At 36.9% G+C, this 20149-nt stretch carries 21 protein-coding genes; 16 read left to right on the top strand and 5 right to left on the bottom strand.

Annotated elements, in window-relative coordinates; translation table 11 throughout:
- Positions 1 to 43: 43 nt before the first annotated feature.
- The 3 genes from ACT53H_RS15560 to ACT53H_RS15550 form a co-directional block, all read right to left on the bottom strand.
- On the bottom strand, positions 44 to 1315 hold the full coding sequence (locus ACT53H_RS15560; protein ID WP_476009611.1) for a sensor histidine kinase: 1272 nt from the start codon (positions 1313 to 1315) through the stop codon (positions 44 to 46).
- A 321-nt stretch (positions 1316 to 1636) separates the two neighbouring features.
- Positions 1637 to 2659: a DUF2939 domain-containing protein gene (locus tag ACT53H_RS15555; protein WP_476009610.1), complete on the bottom strand. Its 1023-nt coding sequence runs from the start codon at positions 2657 to 2659 to the stop codon at positions 1637 to 1639.
- A gap of 1042 nt (positions 2660 to 3701) precedes the next feature.
- The gene (locus ACT53H_RS15550) at positions 3702 to 3911 is read right to left on the bottom strand and encodes a hypothetical protein (protein ID WP_476009694.1); all 210 of its coding nucleotides are present in this window, start codon (positions 3909 to 3911) and stop codon (positions 3702 to 3704) included.
- Positions 3912 to 4230: 319 nt separating this feature from the next.
- On the opposite strand from ACT53H_RS15550, the gene ACT53H_RS15545 reads away from it, so the two are divergent.
- On the top strand, positions 4231 to 6459 hold the full coding sequence (locus tag ACT53H_RS15545; protein ID WP_476009609.1) for a hypothetical protein: 2229 nt from the start codon (positions 4231 to 4233) through the stop codon (positions 6457 to 6459).
- 64 nt (positions 6460 to 6523) lie between these two features.
- On the opposite strand, the gene ACT53H_RS15540 is transcribed toward ACT53H_RS15545, so the two are convergent.
- Positions 6524 to 7513, bottom strand: coding sequence for a phage portal protein (locus ACT53H_RS15540; protein ID WP_476009608.1), 990 nt, complete (start codon positions 7511 to 7513; stop codon positions 6524 to 6526).
- Positions 7514 to 9298, bottom strand: a complete 1785-nt coding sequence (locus tag ACT53H_RS15535; protein WP_476009607.1) for a terminase large subunit domain-containing protein — start codon at positions 9296 to 9298, stop codon at positions 7514 to 7516.
- Between the two features lie 157 nt (positions 9299 to 9455).
- Between ACT53H_RS15535 and ACT53H_RS15530 the strand changes: the two genes are divergently transcribed.
- From ACT53H_RS15530 to ACT53H_RS15460, 15 genes are all read left to right on the top strand, one after another.
- Complete coding sequence (locus ACT53H_RS15530; RefSeq protein ID WP_476009606.1) at positions 9456 to 10259, top strand: GPO family capsid scaffolding protein; 804 nt, start codon at positions 9456 to 9458, stop codon at positions 10257 to 10259.
- A 15-nt stretch (positions 10260 to 10274) separates the two neighbouring features.
- Positions 10275 to 11264 (top strand): phage major capsid protein, P2 family, encoded by a 990-nt coding sequence (locus tag ACT53H_RS15525; protein ID WP_476009605.1) that lies wholly within the window; start codon positions 10275 to 10277, stop codon positions 11262 to 11264.
- Between the two features lie 10 nt (positions 11265 to 11274).
- Positions 11275 to 12039, top strand: coding sequence for a phage terminase small subunit (gene gpM, locus ACT53H_RS15520; RefSeq protein ID WP_476009604.1), 765 nt, complete (start codon positions 11275 to 11277; stop codon positions 12037 to 12039).
- Positions 12040 to 12141: 102 nt separating this feature from the next.
- The gene (locus ACT53H_RS15515) at positions 12142 to 12594 is read left to right on the top strand and encodes a head completion/stabilization protein (protein WP_476009603.1); all 453 of its coding nucleotides are present in this window, start codon (positions 12142 to 12144) and stop codon (positions 12592 to 12594) included.
- Positions 12595 to 12804 carry a tail protein X gene (locus tag ACT53H_RS15510; protein WP_086263074.1) on the top strand — a complete coding sequence of 70 codons (210 nt, stop codon included), beginning with the start codon at positions 12595 to 12597 and terminating at the stop codon, positions 12802 to 12804.
- Between the two features lie 8 nt (positions 12805 to 12812).
- Positions 12813 to 13163 carry a putative holin gene (locus tag ACT53H_RS15505; RefSeq protein WP_001114936.1) on the top strand — a complete coding sequence of 117 codons (351 nt, stop codon included), beginning with the start codon at positions 12813 to 12815 and terminating at the stop codon, positions 13161 to 13163.
- Positions 13160 to 13429, top strand: a complete 270-nt coding sequence (locus tag ACT53H_RS15500) for a phage holin family protein (protein WP_476009602.1) — start codon at positions 13160 to 13162, stop codon at positions 13427 to 13429. Before ACT53H_RS15505 ends, ACT53H_RS15500 begins: the two co-directional genes overlap by 4 nt.
- Positions 13426 to 14256 (top strand): N-acetylmuramidase domain-containing protein, encoded by an 831-nt coding sequence (locus tag ACT53H_RS15495; RefSeq protein WP_476009601.1) that lies wholly within the window; start codon positions 13426 to 13428, stop codon positions 14254 to 14256. The genes ACT53H_RS15500 and ACT53H_RS15495 overlap by 4 nt, the downstream gene beginning before the upstream one ends.
- Positions 14253 to 14780, top strand: a complete 528-nt coding sequence (locus ACT53H_RS15490) for a phage tail protein (RefSeq protein WP_476009600.1) — start codon at positions 14253 to 14255, stop codon at positions 14778 to 14780. Before ACT53H_RS15495 ends, ACT53H_RS15490 begins: the two co-directional genes overlap by 4 nt.
- Positions 14777 to 15226, top strand: a complete 450-nt coding sequence (locus ACT53H_RS15485; protein WP_476009599.1) for a phage virion morphogenesis protein — start codon at positions 14777 to 14779, stop codon at positions 15224 to 15226. The genes ACT53H_RS15490 and ACT53H_RS15485 overlap by 4 nt, the downstream gene beginning before the upstream one ends.
- Before the next feature lie 72 nt (positions 15227 to 15298).
- Positions 15299 to 15988, top strand: a complete 690-nt coding sequence (locus tag ACT53H_RS15480; protein ID WP_476009598.1) for a phage baseplate assembly protein V — start codon at positions 15299 to 15301, stop codon at positions 15986 to 15988.
- A complete protein-coding gene (locus ACT53H_RS15475) occupies positions 15985 to 16335 on the top strand; it encodes a GPW/gp25 family protein (protein WP_476009597.1) in 351 nt (116 codons plus the stop codon). The genes ACT53H_RS15480 and ACT53H_RS15475 overlap by 4 nt, the downstream gene beginning before the upstream one ends.
- Positions 16336 to 16342: 7 nt before the next feature.
- On the top strand, positions 16343 to 17245 hold the full coding sequence (locus ACT53H_RS15470) for a baseplate assembly protein (protein WP_476009596.1): 903 nt from the start codon (positions 16343 to 16345) through the stop codon (positions 17243 to 17245).
- Entirely contained in the window at positions 17245 to 17847 is a 603-nt protein-coding gene (locus ACT53H_RS15465; RefSeq protein WP_476009595.1) for a phage tail protein I, read from the top strand. The genes ACT53H_RS15470 and ACT53H_RS15465 overlap by 1 nt, the downstream gene beginning before the upstream one ends.
- A gap of 1 nt (position 17848) precedes the next feature.
- Positions 17849 to 20149, top strand: a complete 2301-nt coding sequence (locus ACT53H_RS15460) for a GDSL-type esterase/lipase family protein (RefSeq protein ID WP_476009594.1) — start codon at positions 17849 to 17851, stop codon at positions 20147 to 20149.

Here is a 20149-nt window from a genome sequence, read left to right as displayed (position 1 = left end):
CTGTTTTTAGTTATAGCAGTTCGAGTAGTGGTAGGAAAAGGGATTAGACTAATTTTGCTTCCGATGAAGAGTGATGTTCGGTAAGCGCCTCATGACTTTCTTGAGCCGAAGGTAGTAAAACTTTAAATGTCGTTCCTACCCCTTCTTTGGAGCTGACATTAATTTGTCCCTGATTAATCTCGACAAAACGCTTACAAAGGCTCAAACCTAAACCCGCACCTTTTTCACCAGCAGTTCCTTTAAAGCTAGCTGTAATACGTGGATGGAACAAATTTGTCATTTGTTTTTCGGTCATGCCTAAACCAGTGTCTCGCACGGTTATTTCTATATTTTTGTCAGCTTGCCTAGCTTCAATAAAGACTTTTCCGGATCCATCAATGTCGGTAAATTTCAGCGCATTTGATACCAAGTTTTGAATTACAGAGGTCATCATATTGATATCGGCATAGATATTTAAATCATCTGGAACATCATTGACTAGTTCAATATTTTTTTTCAACGCTAAAGTACGCAAAACATCGCAAACAATATTGCTGACTTGTCTAAGTTTAAAGTTAATTGGGTGATAAACAAAACGCCCACCCTCTGCCATCGCCCATGTTAGTAAACTTTCAAGCAAGTTATAGGTCGATTGTGAAGTGTCATATAAATAATCTGCAATATTTTGAATACTAGATTCATCTAAGGTTTCACGTTCTTTAGCCAATACTTCAGAAAATCCGAGCAACCCATGAAACGGCGCTCGTAAGTCATGTGAAATAATCGAGAAAAATTTGGTTTTACTTGAGTTAATCGCAACTTGTTGTTCATAGAGTTCGTTTAACTCTTCATAGTTAAACTTTAATTCGACTTGCTGCATAAAAGTAGAACAGTAATCGAGCAGCAATTGAATATCGTCATCTTCAAACGTTGCTGCATCGTCATCGAAAAAGACAGCAAAGCCCATAGAGGTTTTATCAGGATGCAAAAGATGCACGGCCAATGCCCTGCTGCACTCGATGTTTAGTTCTTTTAAATAGTTGGTTAAGTTTTGATAAGAAGGATGTGAGTGATTAATCACCTGTTGTTTCGCAAAGCACTGCTTTAAATGTTTCGAAGGCTTAAAAGAAATTGCCGTCATACCTTCGGGGCAACGATGCCAAAAGTAAGGTTCTTGATTAAAAGTTAATAAGGCTTTTTTACACTTCAAAAGTCGAAGACTAAACCGAAAAAATTGCTCAATGTAGTTCTGCTCGGCATTTAATCCAAGCAACAGAGAGATTCTACAAGCACTTAACTGCTCAACCTGATTTAGTTCTAAACGCTGGAATGTCATTGCCCGCCTCACAGATTTTGTCGTTTTTGGTCGGAAACGCTCTTAAAAAATGTACTTATAATCATTATGATCTACTACAAACTTTAACACAGTACATAAAAAGAGCAACGTTCTTTTCGAAATAGAAATGTGAAGTTTCAATTAAAGGTTTTCAGATACATAAAGTGGGTATGTTTTAGAAAAATACAACAAATGTTTGAAGGTAAAGAGTTGTAAGATGTTAGAAATGCGAGTTCAGAATTTTTTAAAAGCCGATTAAAACTATTGTTTAAAAAAAGGCCAATAAACTGGCCTTTTTCAGATTACTATTTTATTAATAATTTAACTATCTTGTACATTATAACCATACTGTTGAATGCCAGCTCCCATGTCCCCAGTGTAATTATGGCATGCTTGCATGTAAGTTTCGGCATCTGACCATAATACTCCAGGCACCCCAGAATCACTTAAAGGTATTATTGTTACCTCATCTTCAATCTGTAATGTTGGCTTAGTGATAGAGCATTGAATCTGGATTTTATGAGCTTCATGGTTCCATTCTATTTTTTTAGCATCCCAGCCTTGACTACCACCTACAACTGTTAACTCAATATTTGATTCAGTGGGTGTTTGCTTTATTAACTTGAACTCCATAACCCGAATAATTGAACATGGATCATGATAACAAGATTCAAGTTTCGCCCCCTTCTGTACACCAGAGAAATTAAACGTTGTCTTTGGTTCTATCATTGATGGAGTTTCAGATTCTGGTATTTTTTCTACTGTAGGAATCGTTGTCGGCTCTAGTTTTTGTTTAGGGTTTATCTCATCCATGGGCAAAACAATCTTTTTTATTTTCCAGCTTAAACCATCACGCTCCATAATGATTTTCACATCCGAACCATTCTCTTTATTTTTAAAAGTTACCTCAAACATACTCATTGATAAGTACCGAGTTCTGTATTCTATCTTTGAGGTATCTGTTCTTTCTTTATGCGTATCTTCTTCCTCTTTACTACCAGTTAAACTTTTTCTAAGATCCTTCCCTTGCAGCATCAAGGTCATACCTTCAGGTGTTACTATTGCATCGACCATCTTTTCGGCCAAAGTTGAAACCATCATTGCACCTAAAGCTTCCCAACCATTAGTTTCTTTAGCTGTGATCTCTTTTAACATATAAGCATTCATCTGATCTTTCAGACTTTGGCGTACACTTGTATAGTCAATATAAGCAGAAACCTTTTCACTATCATTCTCTTTCAATGCATTCTTAATACTATTTAAGATGATATAAGGCGAAGCGTATAAATACCCAAAAATCAAAATGATTAATCCGAAGATTACCCCTATAACTTTTTTATTCATGATTTACTCTCTAATTGTAAAATAATAAGTAGAAAATAATTCTACCTAAATCATATACCCTATCTTGTCTTTTATATTCTAATCAAAATTTACAGCTCAAGACTTTGAATGAAAGACAGATCTATTTATTCCACCAAAATTATAGATCATCACTTATTTTCACAAGTTAGCTCCCAAATGAAATTTCATAAGAAATCTAACCTTTCTATAAATTAAGAATTAACACTAAAAGATAAAATTATAATTGATAGGCAGTTATTTTAACCCAACAAAAAAACCCCTAAGCCGTTAGCTTAGGGGTTTTCGTAGAATCTTACGATTCTGAATATGGTCCCGAGGGTCGGGGTCTGAAAAGAATTGAATAACAGTGGTTTAATCAAATAAATGTGGGTAAATGTGGAAGAAGGTACGATTTATGGTGATTTTTATAAAGCATCAAAAGAAGCGTCAAAATGATGAAAACTCAAAATTTCTAATGACAAAAAAAACAGGTAACAAAAGTAACAGATTTAGAAAATAGTATCTAAATATATGAATAATATAATTATTTAATTAATTTTATAAAGTGACATTTAAGTAACATCTAGGTGACAAGTTACCCACTTTTCAGGTAACAGAGCGTTACTAAACAAATTGATATTTATCAATAACTTAATAACCATGTTACTTAATCTGTTCCCTAATGTTACCTTTCTTTGTGACAGCTTTTTATCAATTAATTCATGTATTTACATATAGTTTTAGGTGTGTGTTACCTAATTTCAGATTTTTTATTTTGATTTTAAAAAGCCTGTTTTGGGATACATCTTTTCAATGATTTTCTTTCTGTAGAAATTTGAGGAAACCGTGTAGAAAAATGCAGAATCAATTTTGTGTGGTTTTGCTCTAACGTATGCCATATCTACAGCCGTTTTACCCACAATTGTGGGTGGCTGATTTTTTGTAGAGTATTCGACATATTTACTGCCCAGGTGTGGTGGGGGGACAACCGCCCGCGCTGAAGGAGAATGAGCAACTTTGGCCCATTCTCTCCAGATTTTAGTCAGGCTTTGATTTGCTGGCAGATCTCGTGGACCTGTAGGTGTAGTCCACACATGATGGCGTTGAACTCATCACTATGAAGGTCATCGTCAAAGTGCATACGTGACAGAGCTGAGAGGTAGTGTTCTAGTTTAGAAAGAGAGTCGCTGACTGTTTGAAGTAAGTCTTCTGAGTTCGTTGGCTTATTAACAGCTTTTAATAATGGAGTCATAGTTCTATTCACCTGTGTTTGGTTTTTCTATGCCATCCCAGCGACCAAACTAGGGTGGCAGACCGAACGGGGTTGGTCGACCGTGAAACACAGGTAAAACGGCAGGCGTTAGCCTCCCCATCCGATCCACCATAACAACGGGTGCACCGAATTATAGACAAAAAAAATCCGCTAGTAGCGGCTGTCTACCATATGTTTCTAAACGAGCGACCAAACTCGACCACCATGTGGGTGGTAAATTTAGAGTAGCTTAGATACTATATGCGGGTCAAGTAATATAAAACTATTGAAATTAATACTTTTAAATTAGAGTTTAGATATGCAAATTATTTATGATTTAAAAAATGCTATTGCTGATGAAATTTTAACAAATGAAAGAATGTTAGTTATAAAAGAACTAATAAATGAAAAACTACCTAAAAGTCTAAAAAAACAAAAAAAGACTTATGAAAAAATATGTAAAGAAATTATTAATGAAATTTCTATCGGCAATACAGAGTCAGCTTTTGATTTCCTTAAATTAATTTACTTAAGTGAAAACCATCCATTGGGACATACTTATGTTAAATCAATAGGAGTTTTTAGAAGCTCCAAATATGATTATAATTTCCAACCTTTATTGGAAATTATACATAATCTAAAAGAATTCTTAAACTCAATAAACATTAACTTATATTCAAGCTATTTTAACTCAGTTACAAATATTTTAATATTATCAGATGATATTAAAAACGAATATGAAAAAATTGTACAATTTTTAATGGATGATCAGGCATTAAGAATAGTTTTAAATAATTGCGATCATACCTTCATTATCAACACAATAAACCCATTATTTTTTCATAGCTATAATTGTATTGAAGAAATGGTAATAAAATCTAATTTTTACTCTCCTGAAGAGATTTGCAATAGTATTTCTACTATTGTAAGTATTTATATTGACTCTAATATTAAAGGGCTTATACCAACTGCAAACTTAAACTCCTTACCTGATTGCAATCATGATATTAAAGAAGCCTTATCTTCTGCATATAAAATAAACAAATACAAGGAAATCGAAATTGATGTTGGTGTATTTGAATATCAAGCAATCAATATAAATAATAAAATTTATATTAATGGCGGTATATTTGAAAGACAAAAAAGAATTGGATATTTTCTTTCAGATCAAAAAAGACTATCAAATGCAGTCGAGACTTTCAGCAAATTTAAAAAAGATAACTTTTTAGAATTTAAAAGTCTTTACGAAATTTTAAAAGATATCAGCTCTAGTGAAGACTCAGAATTTAAACCTTATATAATCGCAAAAAATCCTGATAGATTTTTAATAAAAATTCCATTAAATTTTTTTAAAACTAAAGAATATTCTCCTCAAAAACTTCACCTTGAAGATTTAGTAAAATTTTCTCAAATATATTATGAGAATTATCTTTTCAATAAGATAACCTCTATAGATGAAATATCTAAAACTATAATTCATAATAATTATTCAGTTATGAATTATCTTAATTTAAGTAAAATATTTAATCTATCTAACTATGCGTTACAAATTGCTTACCACGAAAATTCAGATAAATTACCAAATGCCGATCAAATTTTATCCAACTCACTTTTATCAATAATTTCGAAAGAGCAACTTAAACATATTCTCAATTATATTGGTATAATAAATAGTATAGATGAGCTTGACGATTTTTTATCACCAATTACTTTGGATATTAACAAAGAAAATCATCATGTAGACCTTCAATATACACCTATTTTAAAAATTAATGATTTAGAATATTTGATATTAAATGCTACATCTTTCAATTCCGATCTTATAAGAAGAATTTGCATTCATAATAAGTTCTCTTTTTCAATTGATGCTTCAGAAGAAGTTAACAAAGATCAAATGGTTGTAGAAATGCAGAAATGCTTTCAAGCTCAAAATTTTTTAGTCAAAACAGATTTTGAATTTTCAAATTTTGAATTAGATTTCCTTGCCTTGAAAGATAATTCATTATTCATTTTTGAATGTAAAAACCCATATCTCCCTGTTAATAGCCATGAGTTAAGGAATATATATGATCATATTCAACATGCATTTTTTCAACTAGAAAGAGCCAAAAGCGAACTAGAAGATAAGAATAAATTAAGGCAGCTTTTTGAAAATTTAGGATGGTCTGAACACTACAACTCAGATATAAAAGTATTTTACGGAGTATGTAATGCCAATAGAATGCTTGTTGGCTATAACAAAAATAATATCTATGTACATCATGCACATCAAATAATTAATTTATTAGCCTCCGGAGAGATATTAAATTTTGATCATACTGAAAGTTTATGGGAAGCAGAAAAATTTCAAACGACTGATCTAATACGATTTATAGCGGGAGGATCAATTAGCCAAAATTATGATGAATTTACTGAAAAATATCATTTTAATTTTGAAACCTCTAATTATGAAATCTCTATTGAAAGCTACCTTTCAGGTATGCCTTTTATGCGTAAAAACCATAAAATTGAAGAGAAAATTTCTGTTAAATTAGAAAATTATCTTTAAAGTAATAAGGGCCAAAATTTAATTTGGCCCTTATTACTTTAAAGTGATTAATAAAATATTTTTTTTAATTTAAAGCCGGATCCATTTCTCTCCAAGATTTAAACATTACAATATCGTCCGCTGCCCATTCATTAACACTATTAGCAATTCGAGCTTGCTCTGGAATAATTTCATTATACCAATAAGCCTCTCGTGCATCTTTTATAGATCCAAAACCTCCAGCATTTGAAGGAATGATTCCTAGCAGTTGCGGTGGAGTTCTGAAGGCAGCAAGAATGTCATCACGAGTGATTGATTTGATGTTGAGAAACTCGTCCTTTGCAGCCAGTTCACTAATTGGTATCAGTTGCAAACCATCCTTTTTGCCCCCTGGTGCATGAAGAAATAAATTTTTAAAGTTCCCTGGTCCACGGGAGTCTTTCATTGCCTGTTTAAGTGACTCAACATCTTCATCGTCTATTCCAGAATCGGTCATGTACAAGATGAATCCTGCATGAGATCCATTGTTGTAGTACTTGCGACGGAATAAAGTTGCCGACTCATTAAGCCATGCAGACTGTAAAGCAGATAAGTATTCTGGTGAGCCATATATTTCTTGGTCAACATCTGAAGTTTTAATGTGACAAATTGAACCCTCTGCAAATTCGTGTTCATTAAAGCCATCCATCAACATTAAAAATTGATTAGATTCTTTCATTCGTCGAACGTACTTACCCATCAATCCTTTGAATTTAAGCGGATCTTTTAAACGGTTATCAATGCGTTGCAAATATCCATTGCCATAAACTAGATTATCTAAAACTATTCGTTCAAAGTTTGCTGAGCTAAGCAGTTTGTGCGTTTTGAATGAAGAAACAAGCTGATTCTTTTTATAGATAATGGCTGTAGAAAGATATGGTGTAGAACGGAATGATTTAGCCAGACCATTTAAGCTAATGTGCGGTTCAAAATACCGTCCATTTAACCAAGTCTCAAAGTAACCTGAAAAGTCATGGTTATTTAGAACCGGTTCAGGATCTCCAAATGAAAAAGCTTGAACTTTACTGTCTGACATTTAGTAAATCTCCATTGAGGATTTTTTAGAATTTCCGTCATTTTCTAAAGATAACGGTTCGTTAAAGAAGGCGTGAAATATGGCAAATGCTAAATCTGCGTGACCAATGTTCTCGGCACGTGAAGCTTCAAAAGTCATTTGTTTCTGAGAAGCTGTTAAGGTCTTTTTTATGGCCATTAAGGATTGAGCCACTTCAGTTGAACCAGCATCAAACTCAAAGCGCCCTTTGTTGATGACATCCATACCCTTCATGACCAATTGAGTTTTGACATCGACTGAATATGTAAAGGTCGTAAGGTTGGGGAAAAAATCTAAAACTAACTGAGCAATACCAGTTCCCATTCCTGACTTGTCCATACCGAGATAAGTCACCCGATACTTTTGGCAAATTTTCTTGATGAACAGTGCCTGACTTGCAAAGTCCATTCCTTTGAACTGATGATGTTCTAATAAACGGAACTTGTTGTAAGTGGGTTCTGGTGGGGCAACCACGACCAAGCCTGCACTGTCGCCAGATTCAGCCGGGTCATAGCCCACCCATACTTGTTTACTTCCAAATGGCCTTATTGCTAACGGTTTAAAGTCTTTGGCCCAAAGTTCCCATGAGTCCACCATACAAGGTTGAATCAGGCTTAAAGGAAATACGCTCTGGCCATCGTCAACAAACTCACACATATACAAGTTTGCAAATTCATCTGCACTGTTTTCTGCAATCAGCTCGTCAATATCAAACAGGTCACAGCCTTGGCGTTCAGCATCATAAATATTGACGATGTGTCGCCACATCTGGTCATTACAAAGTGCACCATCCCTTAAAGTTTCATGACTTGTATCTACTTCAACTTGCTTATCTTTAGTTCGGCCTTTGTTATATGCCTCACCTGTCCAGAACTTATAGGCTTCGTGTGATTTACTTGAAGGTGTTGAGAAGTAAGTCTTTTTATATTGTTTTTGAGCTGCCATAGCAGAAGCCACTTTTTTAAGTGTGGCAAAGCCATTTACCCAGAAGAATTCATCAAAGTACAAATCGCCATGGTAACTTTGGGCAGTCTTGGCATTTGTACTTAAGAAAATGAGTTGAACTGTTTCATTGGTCGGTAGAGTGATTGTGATTGGATCACCCTGTAGATCCACACCAATTGACTGAAGAACAAAATCTTTAATGTAAGTTTTAAAGCCATGTGCCTGAGCTTTAGAAGCAGACAAGAAAATTTGATTACGGCCAGTCGTTACGGCTTTGATTAAAGCTTCACGGGCAAAATAGAATGTGGCACCAATCTGACGTGATTTTAAGAGCGCACGGTTACGCTGTTCACGTGCTCGGTACCATACTTTTTGATATTCAAATAAACCCTCATCGAAATCTTCAAGAAGCTTTTCAATTTGTTCTTCTGTAAGCACATTTCTAGCAGTGGGTTTACGTGGACCTGCATTTCTATTTTTTAAATTAGGGTTAAGGTCCGTTTCATTACCGCCATTGTTGTATTTATTGATTTTAGCCATGCGCTCCAGTTGACGCATAAGCAAATCAATTTCTTTAAAATCACCTGGTGTTTTTTTCTCTATAATGATGAGCTTTACAAGTTGGGCCTCTAAAGCCTGCGCGACTCTCCCCTCAGGTGCTTGCTCGTCCCACTCATCTCGTGCCTTCCACGCATGAACATTTTTGTCTTTTTCTTTTAAGTATTCTGCAATCGAGCTGATTCGCCACCCCATCCAGTACAAGAACTTTGCTAAGAGGCGGTTATCAAAAGTCAGAGGTGTATTTTCAAGTGTCGTATTCATTGGCTTATTAAGCCAACTTCAATTTATTGATTCACTGTACAGACCTTGTGAAAACTGTTTTCACAAGGGAGTTTCATTGATTCTTTTAGGTTTAATTCCGATTCTGCTTACTACGTAAATTATGAATTATTTAAATATTAAGCAGGATTCAAACCTCATGAGTAAGAAATCCAAGTTTTATCGAGTTGCAGTTGCTGGAGCCACCACTGATGGCCGCCAGATTGAAGCAGCTTGGATTCAACAAATGGCTAAAAACTATAGCCAGAATACTTATACCGCCTTAGCAAACATTGAACACTTCCGTGGTATTTCGCCAGATTCTACTTTTGGAAATTATGCAAAAGTAATTGCTCTAAAAGCTCAAGAAGATGAAATTGCTGGGCAAAAGAAATGGGCTTTATATGCTCAGCTTGAAGCCTTCGATAATCTCATTGAGATGCATGGCCGAAAACAAAAACTGTTTAACTCAATTGAAGTTAACCCAAGCTTTGCGGATACCAATGAAGCGTATTTAGTTGGCATTGCGTTCACTGACACACCTGCTTCTTTAGGTACGCAAATCATGGAGTTTGCGGCTAACAATCCTGAAGCGAGTCCTTTTACTTCTAAAAAGCAGCACAAAGACAATCTTTTCACTGCTGCTGAAGAAGTCGATTTACAGTTTGAAGAAGAGCTGGCAGTTACAGGCTTGTTCAATACCGTTATGAATTGGCTAAAGCCACAACAAGAAGAACAGGATCAGAAAAACAAAGGCCAATTTACTGAAGTTGCAAAGTCAATTGAGCAGATTGCTAAAACCTTTGGTGAAACTCAGCAAGAACTCCAAGAGTTCAAAACAAAGTACTCCACCCTCGAAAAAGACTTTAAAGCTTTGAAAGTTAAGCTGAGTCAAGAGCCACACCCCGACACACCGCCTGCTCCCGAAAATACAGGCAATTTCTCAGAACAAATTGATTGCTAATTAGAGAGCGAACTTATGCGTAACGATACACGAATTAAATATAACCACAGTCTTCAAAAACTAGCCGAAATTAATGGTGTTGGGTCTGTAGCTCATACCTTTAATGTTGCTCCGGTTCCAGCTCAAAAGATGGAAGATAAAATTCAAGCTTCAAGTGAATTTCTTTCTAAAATTAATGTCATTGGCGTGATTAATCCGAAGGGTCAAGCGATTGGCTTGTCTGTAAACCAAACAATTGCAGGTCGTACAGATACATCAGGTTCAGGTGAACGTACGCCAGTAGATCCAACAGGCTTCGGTGCAGATAATTATGAATGTATCAAAACCGATTTTGACGTTGCTATTGGCTATGAAAAGCTTGATGCATGGGCCGTGTTCCCAGATTTTCATGCGCGTTGGACGAATGCGATTGCCAAATCTATTGCGTTAGATCGTATTATGATTGGCTTTAACGGTAAGACTGCAGCAGCTACAACCAACCGAGCGACTAACCCTAAACTACAAGATGTGAACGTAGGTTGGTTAGAAAAAATTCGTCTAAATGCTGCTGACCGCGTAATGGCAGACGTGACTGTTGGTGGTACAGGTACATACAAAAATCTTGATGCTCTTGTACAAGACGTTGTTAATGAGTTGATTGATGAAGTACATCAAGATGACACTGATTTAGTTGTGATTTGTGGCCGTCAGTTACTTGCAGATAAAAACTTCCCAATCGTAAACAACGCTGCAGATAACCAGAATGTTTTAGCTGGTCAGATCTTAGTTGGCCAAAAACAAATTGGTGGTTTACCAGCAATCCGTGTGCCTCACTTCCCAGACAATGCCCTTCTTGTTACTTCGCTTGATAATCTCTCAATTTACTATCAGAAAGATGCTAAGCGTCGTCACATTAATGAAAAGCCAAGTAAGAACCGCATTGAAGATTATCAATCTTCAAATGAAGCTTATGTCATTGAGGCCTATGAAAAAGTAGGTCTTGTTGAAAACATCACAATTCAATAAGAGGTGATTTATGTTGAGTCCAGCTCGACGACATCGCCTTCAGTCATTAGCAGCTAAAGCAGCTGCTAATGCTGAAAATGAATTTGGTGGTGTTCGTGAAGATGCCAGTGTTTATATGTTGCAACTGGCTGAATTAAAAAATGACCAAAACTTATTGCGTAACGTTAAGTCTGAAATTGAACGTGCCCAATACAAAGCAACGCTTATACCAAAATACATGCCCTATGTTGAAGGCATTCTTTCAATTGAAGAGCGTGCACCTGATCTGAAGGACGATGTTGTCACAACCATTATGTTGTGGTGCTTTGACGCTGACATGTTTGAAGATGGTCTTCGTATTGCTGAGTTTGCTTTAAAACATGGTCTTTCAATGCCTGACACCTTCAGCCGTGATACTGCATCTATTGTTGCTGAAGAAATCGGTAATGCTGCAAAAGCGGCCTATGCGGAAGGCAAAGTTTTTGATTTATCAGTTTTAAAACAGGCCATTAGTATTACTTCTGACTTCAGCATGCATGATCAAATCCGAGCAAAGCTCTATGTCGCGATTGGCCGCGTTTTCTTACAGAAAGAGATCTACTCACAAGCAGTAGAGTGGCTAAAAGAAGCCATTAAATACAATGAAAATTGTGGAGGTAAACAAGACCTTCAAAAGTCTGAACGTTTACTAAAAAAACAATTAGAAGAAAACCCACCTCAGCCATTACTCAATGCCGATGGAACCCCTGTTGTTGATGATTTTGGCAATCAGGTATTTGAGGGAGTTTCTTCTTAACGAGTGCCCAGCACCCACCGAGGGGCAGATCTGACCAGATTCAAACATCTTTTGTTCTGTTTTTGGTTCAGATCTCCACCCCTCAACTATTTGAGAATAAAAATGTCTGGATTAATTGCAAACGGTACTTTTTCAACTCAGGACGTTGTAATCAATAGTGATCCGTTCTTTCCATCGGTATCAAGCAACTATGTCCGTGAAGTTTTGCGTTTAGATTCAAGTATCACCAATCAACGTCTTATTTCAGCAATAGAAGCTGCTGTAATTCATGTAAATGAACAACTGGAAAGTTTACTAAGCAAAGCCCCAACACTAGTCGAAATTACAACTAAACAGGTTAATGGAAAATCTATAGCTGCTGTTTTGTATTTCCGAGCAGTTACAGCGGCAGCTGGAGCTGAACTTTGTGAACGATACCGATCTTATGACACTACAAACATCGGAAGCCAAAAAGCAGAAGAACTAACACCGACGATTGATGACTATAAACGTGATTTACGCTTTGCCATTCGTGATTTAAAGAAAGTTCGTCGCTTGAATGTGGAGTTGGTTTAGATGAAAGAAATCTATGCAATCCAAAACGACACAGTTGACGCAATTTGCTGGCGTGAATATGGCCGTAGCACTGGTGTAGTTGAGCGAGTTTTAGAAGCGAATCCTCATCTTTCTGAATTTGGTCCATTCATTCCAATGGGTACTAAAGTTCAATTACCAGACATCCCAACTCCACAAAATAAAGTTCAAAGCGTTCAGCTTTGGGATTGAGAGAATTTATGCCAGAACCAACAACTTCTACAGCAACCATTGCCACTCTAAGTGCAGTGTCATTGCTTCCATTTATAAATGGTAATGCGTTGCTCGGTGCAGTACTTGGGGCAGCATTTATTGCAACTTTTGAAAAAGATTTAAATGCTTACCAACGTATTCGCAATATGTTATTGGCCACTGGTATTGGTTATATCAGTGCACCATTAATTACAGAACATACATTATTAAAAGCTGATGCAGTGGCAGCCCTTATCACTTCAACACTTTGTTTATTCATCTTAATCAAGGTTGTTGATTGGGTTAAAACTGCAAAGCTGTCCGATATTTTGAACATCTTTCGAGGTGGCAAGTCATGATCGAATTGTTATTTCAAACCGTTGCCGTTTTAGCTTATCTCATTTGCGGTTTTCGTATTGCAACCTTTAGTCATGGTGGAAATTTCCACCGCGGCTATTCATTCTTTGCAGCAATTTTGATTGCAGCTTTTCTAGGTCAATCGGTGCATATCTTATTTTTTAAGGATCCAGTTACGCTCTGGGATGCCATCTTTGCAATCCTTCTTGCAGTACTCATCTGGCGCACTAAAGGTAATGTGGCCAAACTCATTTGGAATACGACATGATTTTAAAATATGGTTCAAAAGGTGATGCCGTAGCAACTCTGCAAAAGCAATTGGCTAAAATGGGTTACAAGGGTATTAAAGGTAAACCCCTCTCAATAGATGGTCATTTTGGTGAAAGTACTGAATATGCAGTAATTCAACTCCAGCATAAATTTGGCTTAGTAGCTGATGGTAAGGTCGGTGATAAAACTCGCCAAGCTTTAGCTGGTGATTCAGTAAGAAAATTTTTAAAAGATGAAGACTATAAAAAAGCTGCAATACGTTTAAAAGTTCCTGAATTAGTTATTCGAGTTTTTGGAGCTGTTGAAGGTCGTGGTGTAGGTTTTCTACCAAATGGGAAAGCCAAAATTTTATTTGAACGACATCGAATGTATTTTTACTTATGCCAGACATTAGGTAAAACATTTGCTAATAGCCAGGTAAAAATTACTCCAAATTTAGTGAATACATTAACTGGAGGATACAAAGGTGATGCAGCTGAATATACCCGTTTAAGTATGGCTATAAACATTCATAAAGAATCTGCCCTAATGTCTACTAGCTGGGGACAATTTCAAATCATGGGTGAAAACTGGAAAGATCTCGGTTATTCATCTGTTCAAGAATTTGTTGATCAGCAGCAACTTAGTGAAGGTAACCAGCTAGAAGCGTTTATTCGCTTTATCGAGTGGAAACCTGGCTTATTAGAAGCCTTACGTAAACAAGATTGGGATACAGTCTTTACACTCTATAACGGCAAAAATTATAAAAAACTTGGCTATCAAGCAAAATTCCAAAAAGAATGGGATCACCTTGAACCAATTTATCGTGAGAAAACTGCAGCATGAAAAAGCCCCATGCTTTACGTGAATATTTGCTAAATGCGATTCCGGATCTACCACAGGATCCGGATCGCTTACTCATCTTTGCTAATGACGGTAAATTAATGAGTACTGCAGCAAATGGATATAGCTTTGAAATGGCATATACGCTAGATATGATCATTACTGATTATGCCGGTGATGTAGATGTGTTTGGCGTTGTACTTTTCACCTGGATTATGGATAACCAATCCGAACTCATGGCCAATTTAAATAAAGTACAAGAAGCCATTACTTTTGAAGCTGAACTCATCGATAACAGCAAATACGATCTGCACTTTAAAATACCTTTAACTGAACGTGTCATTGTAAAAAAGAATGCTGAAGGGAAATTTGAGATCTCCTATCCTACTGAACCACAATATACTGAATTCGGTTCACCTACAGATTTTGAATTAATAGATAAGGATGGATCTACTCTTGCAACCTGGCGTACAGCTGATATGCAAGGACGTTCGTTGGATATGCCCTTTCCAGGGAAAAGCCCATGAATAATATTCAGGATCTTGCTCTTTATCTTCAGCCATTATTGGATCGATTGTCTCCGGGTGAAAGGGCAAAACTGGCTAAGAATATTGGACGAGATCTTCGTACAAGCCAACGCCAGCGTATTACAGCGCAGCAAAACCCTGATGGTTCAGCCTATATATCTAGACGTACACGCTTACGTGACCAGAAAGGAAAAATTAAAAGAAAAATGTTCTCCCGGATTAAATCCAATACCCACCTAAAAGTACTAAGTAATAGTGAATCAATTGCCGTAGGTTTTATTGGACGTATTAATCGAATTGCAAAAGTACACCAATTTGGTTTAAGAGACAGGGCAACTAAATCTGCTCCGGATACAGTTTATCCAAAACGTGAGTTATTAGGATTTACCGATAATGAAATTAATCTAGTTGAGTCATCATTCATTAAGCACATCAATATTAAGTAGCTCAACTTGTGAAAACCATTTTCACAAGCTCCAATTGCTGAAAACAAAAAAACTCTAACGCAAAGTGTTGGCATGAATGCTGACATCAATCGTCGTCTTGAAAATCTGATTCGGTTCGGAACTATCAAGACCGTAAATCCGTCTAAACCAATCCCCCTTGTCACTGTAGATCTTGACGATATCGTTACGCCTGAAATTCGCTTTTTTAATGCACGTTCTGGCAAAGATTCGACTTGGGATCCTCCCTCTGAAGGTGAGGAAGTGATAGTTGTTTCACCGTGCGGTGATATTGGCCCAACCAGCGTAGTTTTTTATGGGCTTTATAACAATGAACACCCGGCCCCATCTGAAGATTTAAATAAAAAAATACGAGTATTTGCGGATGGTTGTGTCATTGCCTATGACGTTGCTGCACATCATTTGTCTGCCATCCTACCATCTACTGGAACAGTTGAATTAACTGCAAATGGTGGTGTCACCATAAACGCAAATGGTGGTGTCACCATAAACGCAAATGATGGTCTAACTATAAATTCTGTTTCAGGCGGTACAACTCATAATGGAAACCTACTCGTAAACGGCAGTTCAGTCACTACAGGAAATAATACTGTCGGCGGTAGTCAACTGGTTCAAGGAAGCAGTCATTCAAAAGGCGATTTCAGTACTGAAGGTGATGTTAAAGCTGGAGACATTAGTCTCAAAAATCACAAAACATCTGGTGTTCAGCCTGGATCCGGAGAGTCTGGAGGACCAATTCCATGATGTCACGTACAACAGGAAAAAATATTGTTGTAGATCTAGATCATATCTACCAATCCATTCAAGACATTGTGACTACTCCAGTTGGTACAAGAATAATGCGTCGAGAATATGGATCGTTAGTTTTTCAATTAATTGATGGTCCATTTGATGACATCTTGCAGATGCAGCTTTACGCAGCAATTGCGACTGCAATTATCCGCTGGGAACCTAGAGTTTCATTACATTTCGTCTCACTGAGCATTGCAGATCTAGGCGCTTATGTTCTGGATCTAAATTTCACACTGGTTGATAACAATCAACTCTCTTCTATTAGCGTCCCTTTATCTTTTGGCGCAGCAACAAGCTAGGTGGATTATGGCTGGATCTCTTACTGCTATTGATTTATCTCAACTACCTCCACCTGATGTAGTTGAGCAAATTGATTATGAAATCATTTTAAAAGAAGGTTTAGACGAGTTTCATGAACTAATGAGGCAGTCTGGTAGCGATTATATTGCGCTTGAATCAGATCCCGCCTACAAACTTGCTGAAGTCTTTGCATACCGTGAAATGATTTTAAGAAAAAGAGCCAATGACTCCGCTCTTGCAGTACTACTTGCTTACGCTTCAGGTAATGACTTGGAACATAAAGCAGCTGAAAGAAATTTATATAGAAAAGCAATCACTCCAGCTGACAATACGACTATACCCCCCACCCCTGCTGTAATGGAGTCAGATAGTTCTTTGCGAGAACGTACTCAACTTGCCCCCGAAGGTTACACAACAGCTGGTAGTGAAGGCTCATATATTTTTCATACTAAGAACGCTGATGTAAGGGTTAAAGATGTTGAGCCAGTTTCTCCTGACAAAGGCATTGCAGCAATATATATACTTTCAACTGAAGGTGATGGTACTGCTTCAGAAGAACTTATTAACATTGTTGATCAGGCCTTAAATAAAAAAATTATTAGACCTCTAACCGATTATGTTCAGGTCTACTCAGCAAGCATCATTCACTATCAGGTCGAAGCTGTCTTAGAAATAGAAAATGGTCCTGATAAAAATATTGTTCTTCAGGATGCAATTACTGAGGTAAAAAAATATGTCGATTCCGTTCATAAGCTTAATACTAAAGTATCCCTTACGGGAATTATCAGTGCACTTCAGCGCAAAGGAGTCATTGATATTGATTTGATTTCACCTCTTTCAAAAATTGAACCCGTCTCAGGTCAAGCTGCTTATTGCTCTGACATTCTTGTCACAATTAAGGAGGAGTAATGTCTAAATTATTACCTCCAAACTCAACCGTATTTGAACATTCATTTGAATATGCGTTCTCTCGAATATCTGATTTACCAACGCCTGCACGATCTTTTAATGATCCTTTAGAAGCTCCAGCCGTGGTTCTGCCGTGGTTGGCTTGGGAAAAGTCGGTAGATGACTGGGATATATCCTGGTCTGATGAGCAAAAGAGAGCTGTCATCAATGCCTCATATAGCGTGCACTGCCATAAAGGAACCTTAGGCGGATTAGAAGCAGCATTGGGAGCATTGGGCTTTACTGTTCGGGTTCAAGAATGGTTCAACATGCAACCACCTGGCGAACCCTACACATTCAAGATTTTTATTGAAACTAGTAGTGCTGAAGTATCTCCCGAGCACTACAAAAAGCTCTTTACGATCATTCGCAACAACAAGAACTTACGTTCGCATCTTATTGACTCAACTCTCATTGTCACAAATGAACTTCAAGTTGAAATCGCTTTATTCACACTCGTCGGCAGTGAATATGAATATTCAAATTATCCAGGCTCTCTAACACTTGATGGAACTTGGAGACTTGATGGTACACAAAAATTAAATGGTATAAAGGCGTTTTAATATGACTGAAATTATTGGCCAACCCCGCTGGTCCCCAGTTCGATTACTGGAAGAAAATGAATTGGCATTTGGGGGTGAAAATGGAAATATGAATGAACAGGCTCATGCGCTGGCAGACAGAATTGAGCTGTTAATGCAAATAAAGGCTGGTATAGAAGATATTATTCAAGGTCAATTTAGCTTTGCGACTATTGCAGCTTTTGAAGCTGAGAAAGCAACAATCCCAATTAATAGTACTGTTATCATTGATGAGTCTGGACCAAATCAGGGCACAAATACTTGGGATGGCAATATATTAAAAAAATCAATTTATGATCCGGTCGAGACGATTAAACAGTTCCTCAATACTTTAGGTATTGTTAATCCTAAAGTCATAACAAACCCTATTGACTGGAACAACCTCCGTGAACGTGGCTTTCATTATTTTCTAAGTGGTACTACATGGGATAATTGTTTAAATCGTCCCCCAATTAATAATCAGTGGGCTTTTGCTTTTGTGATGCCAATTTCGGATGCTGTTTGCGGTCAATTTGTTTGGTGTTTTAACGCTCAAAAGCTGGCATTCAGATTCTCAAATGCTTCTTCTGTTTGGCCTTTAGATTGGACCGTTTTTAGTGGCGATTCCGCCATTACTACAATTATTAAGGCCGCGGTGAATGCTGATCGAGATGCTACATTTGATGCCCGTGCAATAAACAGTATTACTCCAATTTTTGAAAGTCTGTCTAAGAATTTCTTTGACAAAAATGCTCCCCTGCTTATCAACTACCGAATTACCGACAAAGGTATCCTTGAGTATCATCTGAACAGTGTTACTACGCCTTTGATTAGTGTGGCGGGAATGTCTTCAATTGCTGTAAGTGGTTTAACAGCAAGTGATATTGCATACCGTGCTTACCGTTTTTTTGATAAAGACAAAAAGTACATACGAAATGAACCGATAGATCTGAATAAGACTGGCAAAGTAATTTCTGTTCCCGCTAATGCTGCTTGGTTCCAAATCACATTGAAAGACGGCATTGATACATGGACGTTAAACCCGGGTACCATTCAGTTTGAATCTGGCACTGTTGCGACGGCTTACACCCCATATGTTCGGGGTAAACTTAAAAATATTTATGGTACAGATTTTTATGTTGACCCTGTTCAAGTTTTTTCGATAGTCGAACCTGTTTTTGAAAATTTGTCGAAGAATATTTTTAATAAATCCATCCCCTTATTAAGTAATTCTCGGATCACGCAATATGGTGTACTTGAGCAAAACTTAAATAGTTTTACAACACAACCGATTTTCATCAAAGGATTAACATCGATAACGGTCAGCGGATTAACAGCAAGTGCTGTTGCTTATCGTGCATATCGCTTTCTAGATAAAGACAAAAATAAGATTAGTAATGGGTCTTTTGCATTAAATACAACAAGTTTTACAATAAATGATTTACCCGCCAATGCTGTTTATTTTCAACTTTGTTTAAAAGATGGTTACGATACTTGGGCGCTGAATTTAGACACTATTCAAATCGAAAGCGGATCTGCAGCGACCGCTTATACACCTTACGTTAAAGGAAATTTAAAAGCTTTATTTGGAACTGAGTTATCAGGATCAAGTTCAAGTGGTGGAATAATTTCAAAAGCATTTAACTGTAGCTATTTGGGTATTGGTGATTCAATTAGTCAAACAAGCCGTGTCGATCTAGGTATCTTTGATTCACTTGATAGACCGTTTCCAAATTTTCCAACATATCTTCATGACATTCTAGAAATCGCTGAATTCAATAACTATGCATACAGCGGTGCCTCATTTTATGAATATGGACAAGACCCATGGCGTAAAACGTCTTATCAAATTAACCAAGCTATAGCAAATGGCGTTAATCCAAATTTAATTATAGTTGCGATGGGTACTAACGACATAAACGGCACTCTTGGTGACTATGAAACAGCAATGTCGAAAACGACCCTTGAAGAGTTAGATCGAACTAAAACTTTAGAAGCTGCAAGATGGGCATTTTGGACAATTAGAAAGAACTTTCCGAATGCTGTGTGCTTCTATGCTAATCCTCTCCAACGAGCTTCAGTCGAATCTTCTGCTTTTGCCCCAATCGTTGATGGTTTATCAAAAATGGCCTTGCGATATGGCTTTACTCTTATCGATCAACATCATGAGTGTGGAATTATTCGAGACTTTGAACTAGGTGATCAACATTTATATCTTGCTGACGGTTTACATCCAAACAACGCTGGTCGTCTCTTACAAGCACAATATATTGCAAGTAAAGTTATCGCGCGTATGACCTATTGA

It is taken from the genome of Acinetobacter sp. DMC2 (assembly GCF_056314305.1).
This window is presented reverse-complemented; position numbering and strand designations above follow the sequence as displayed.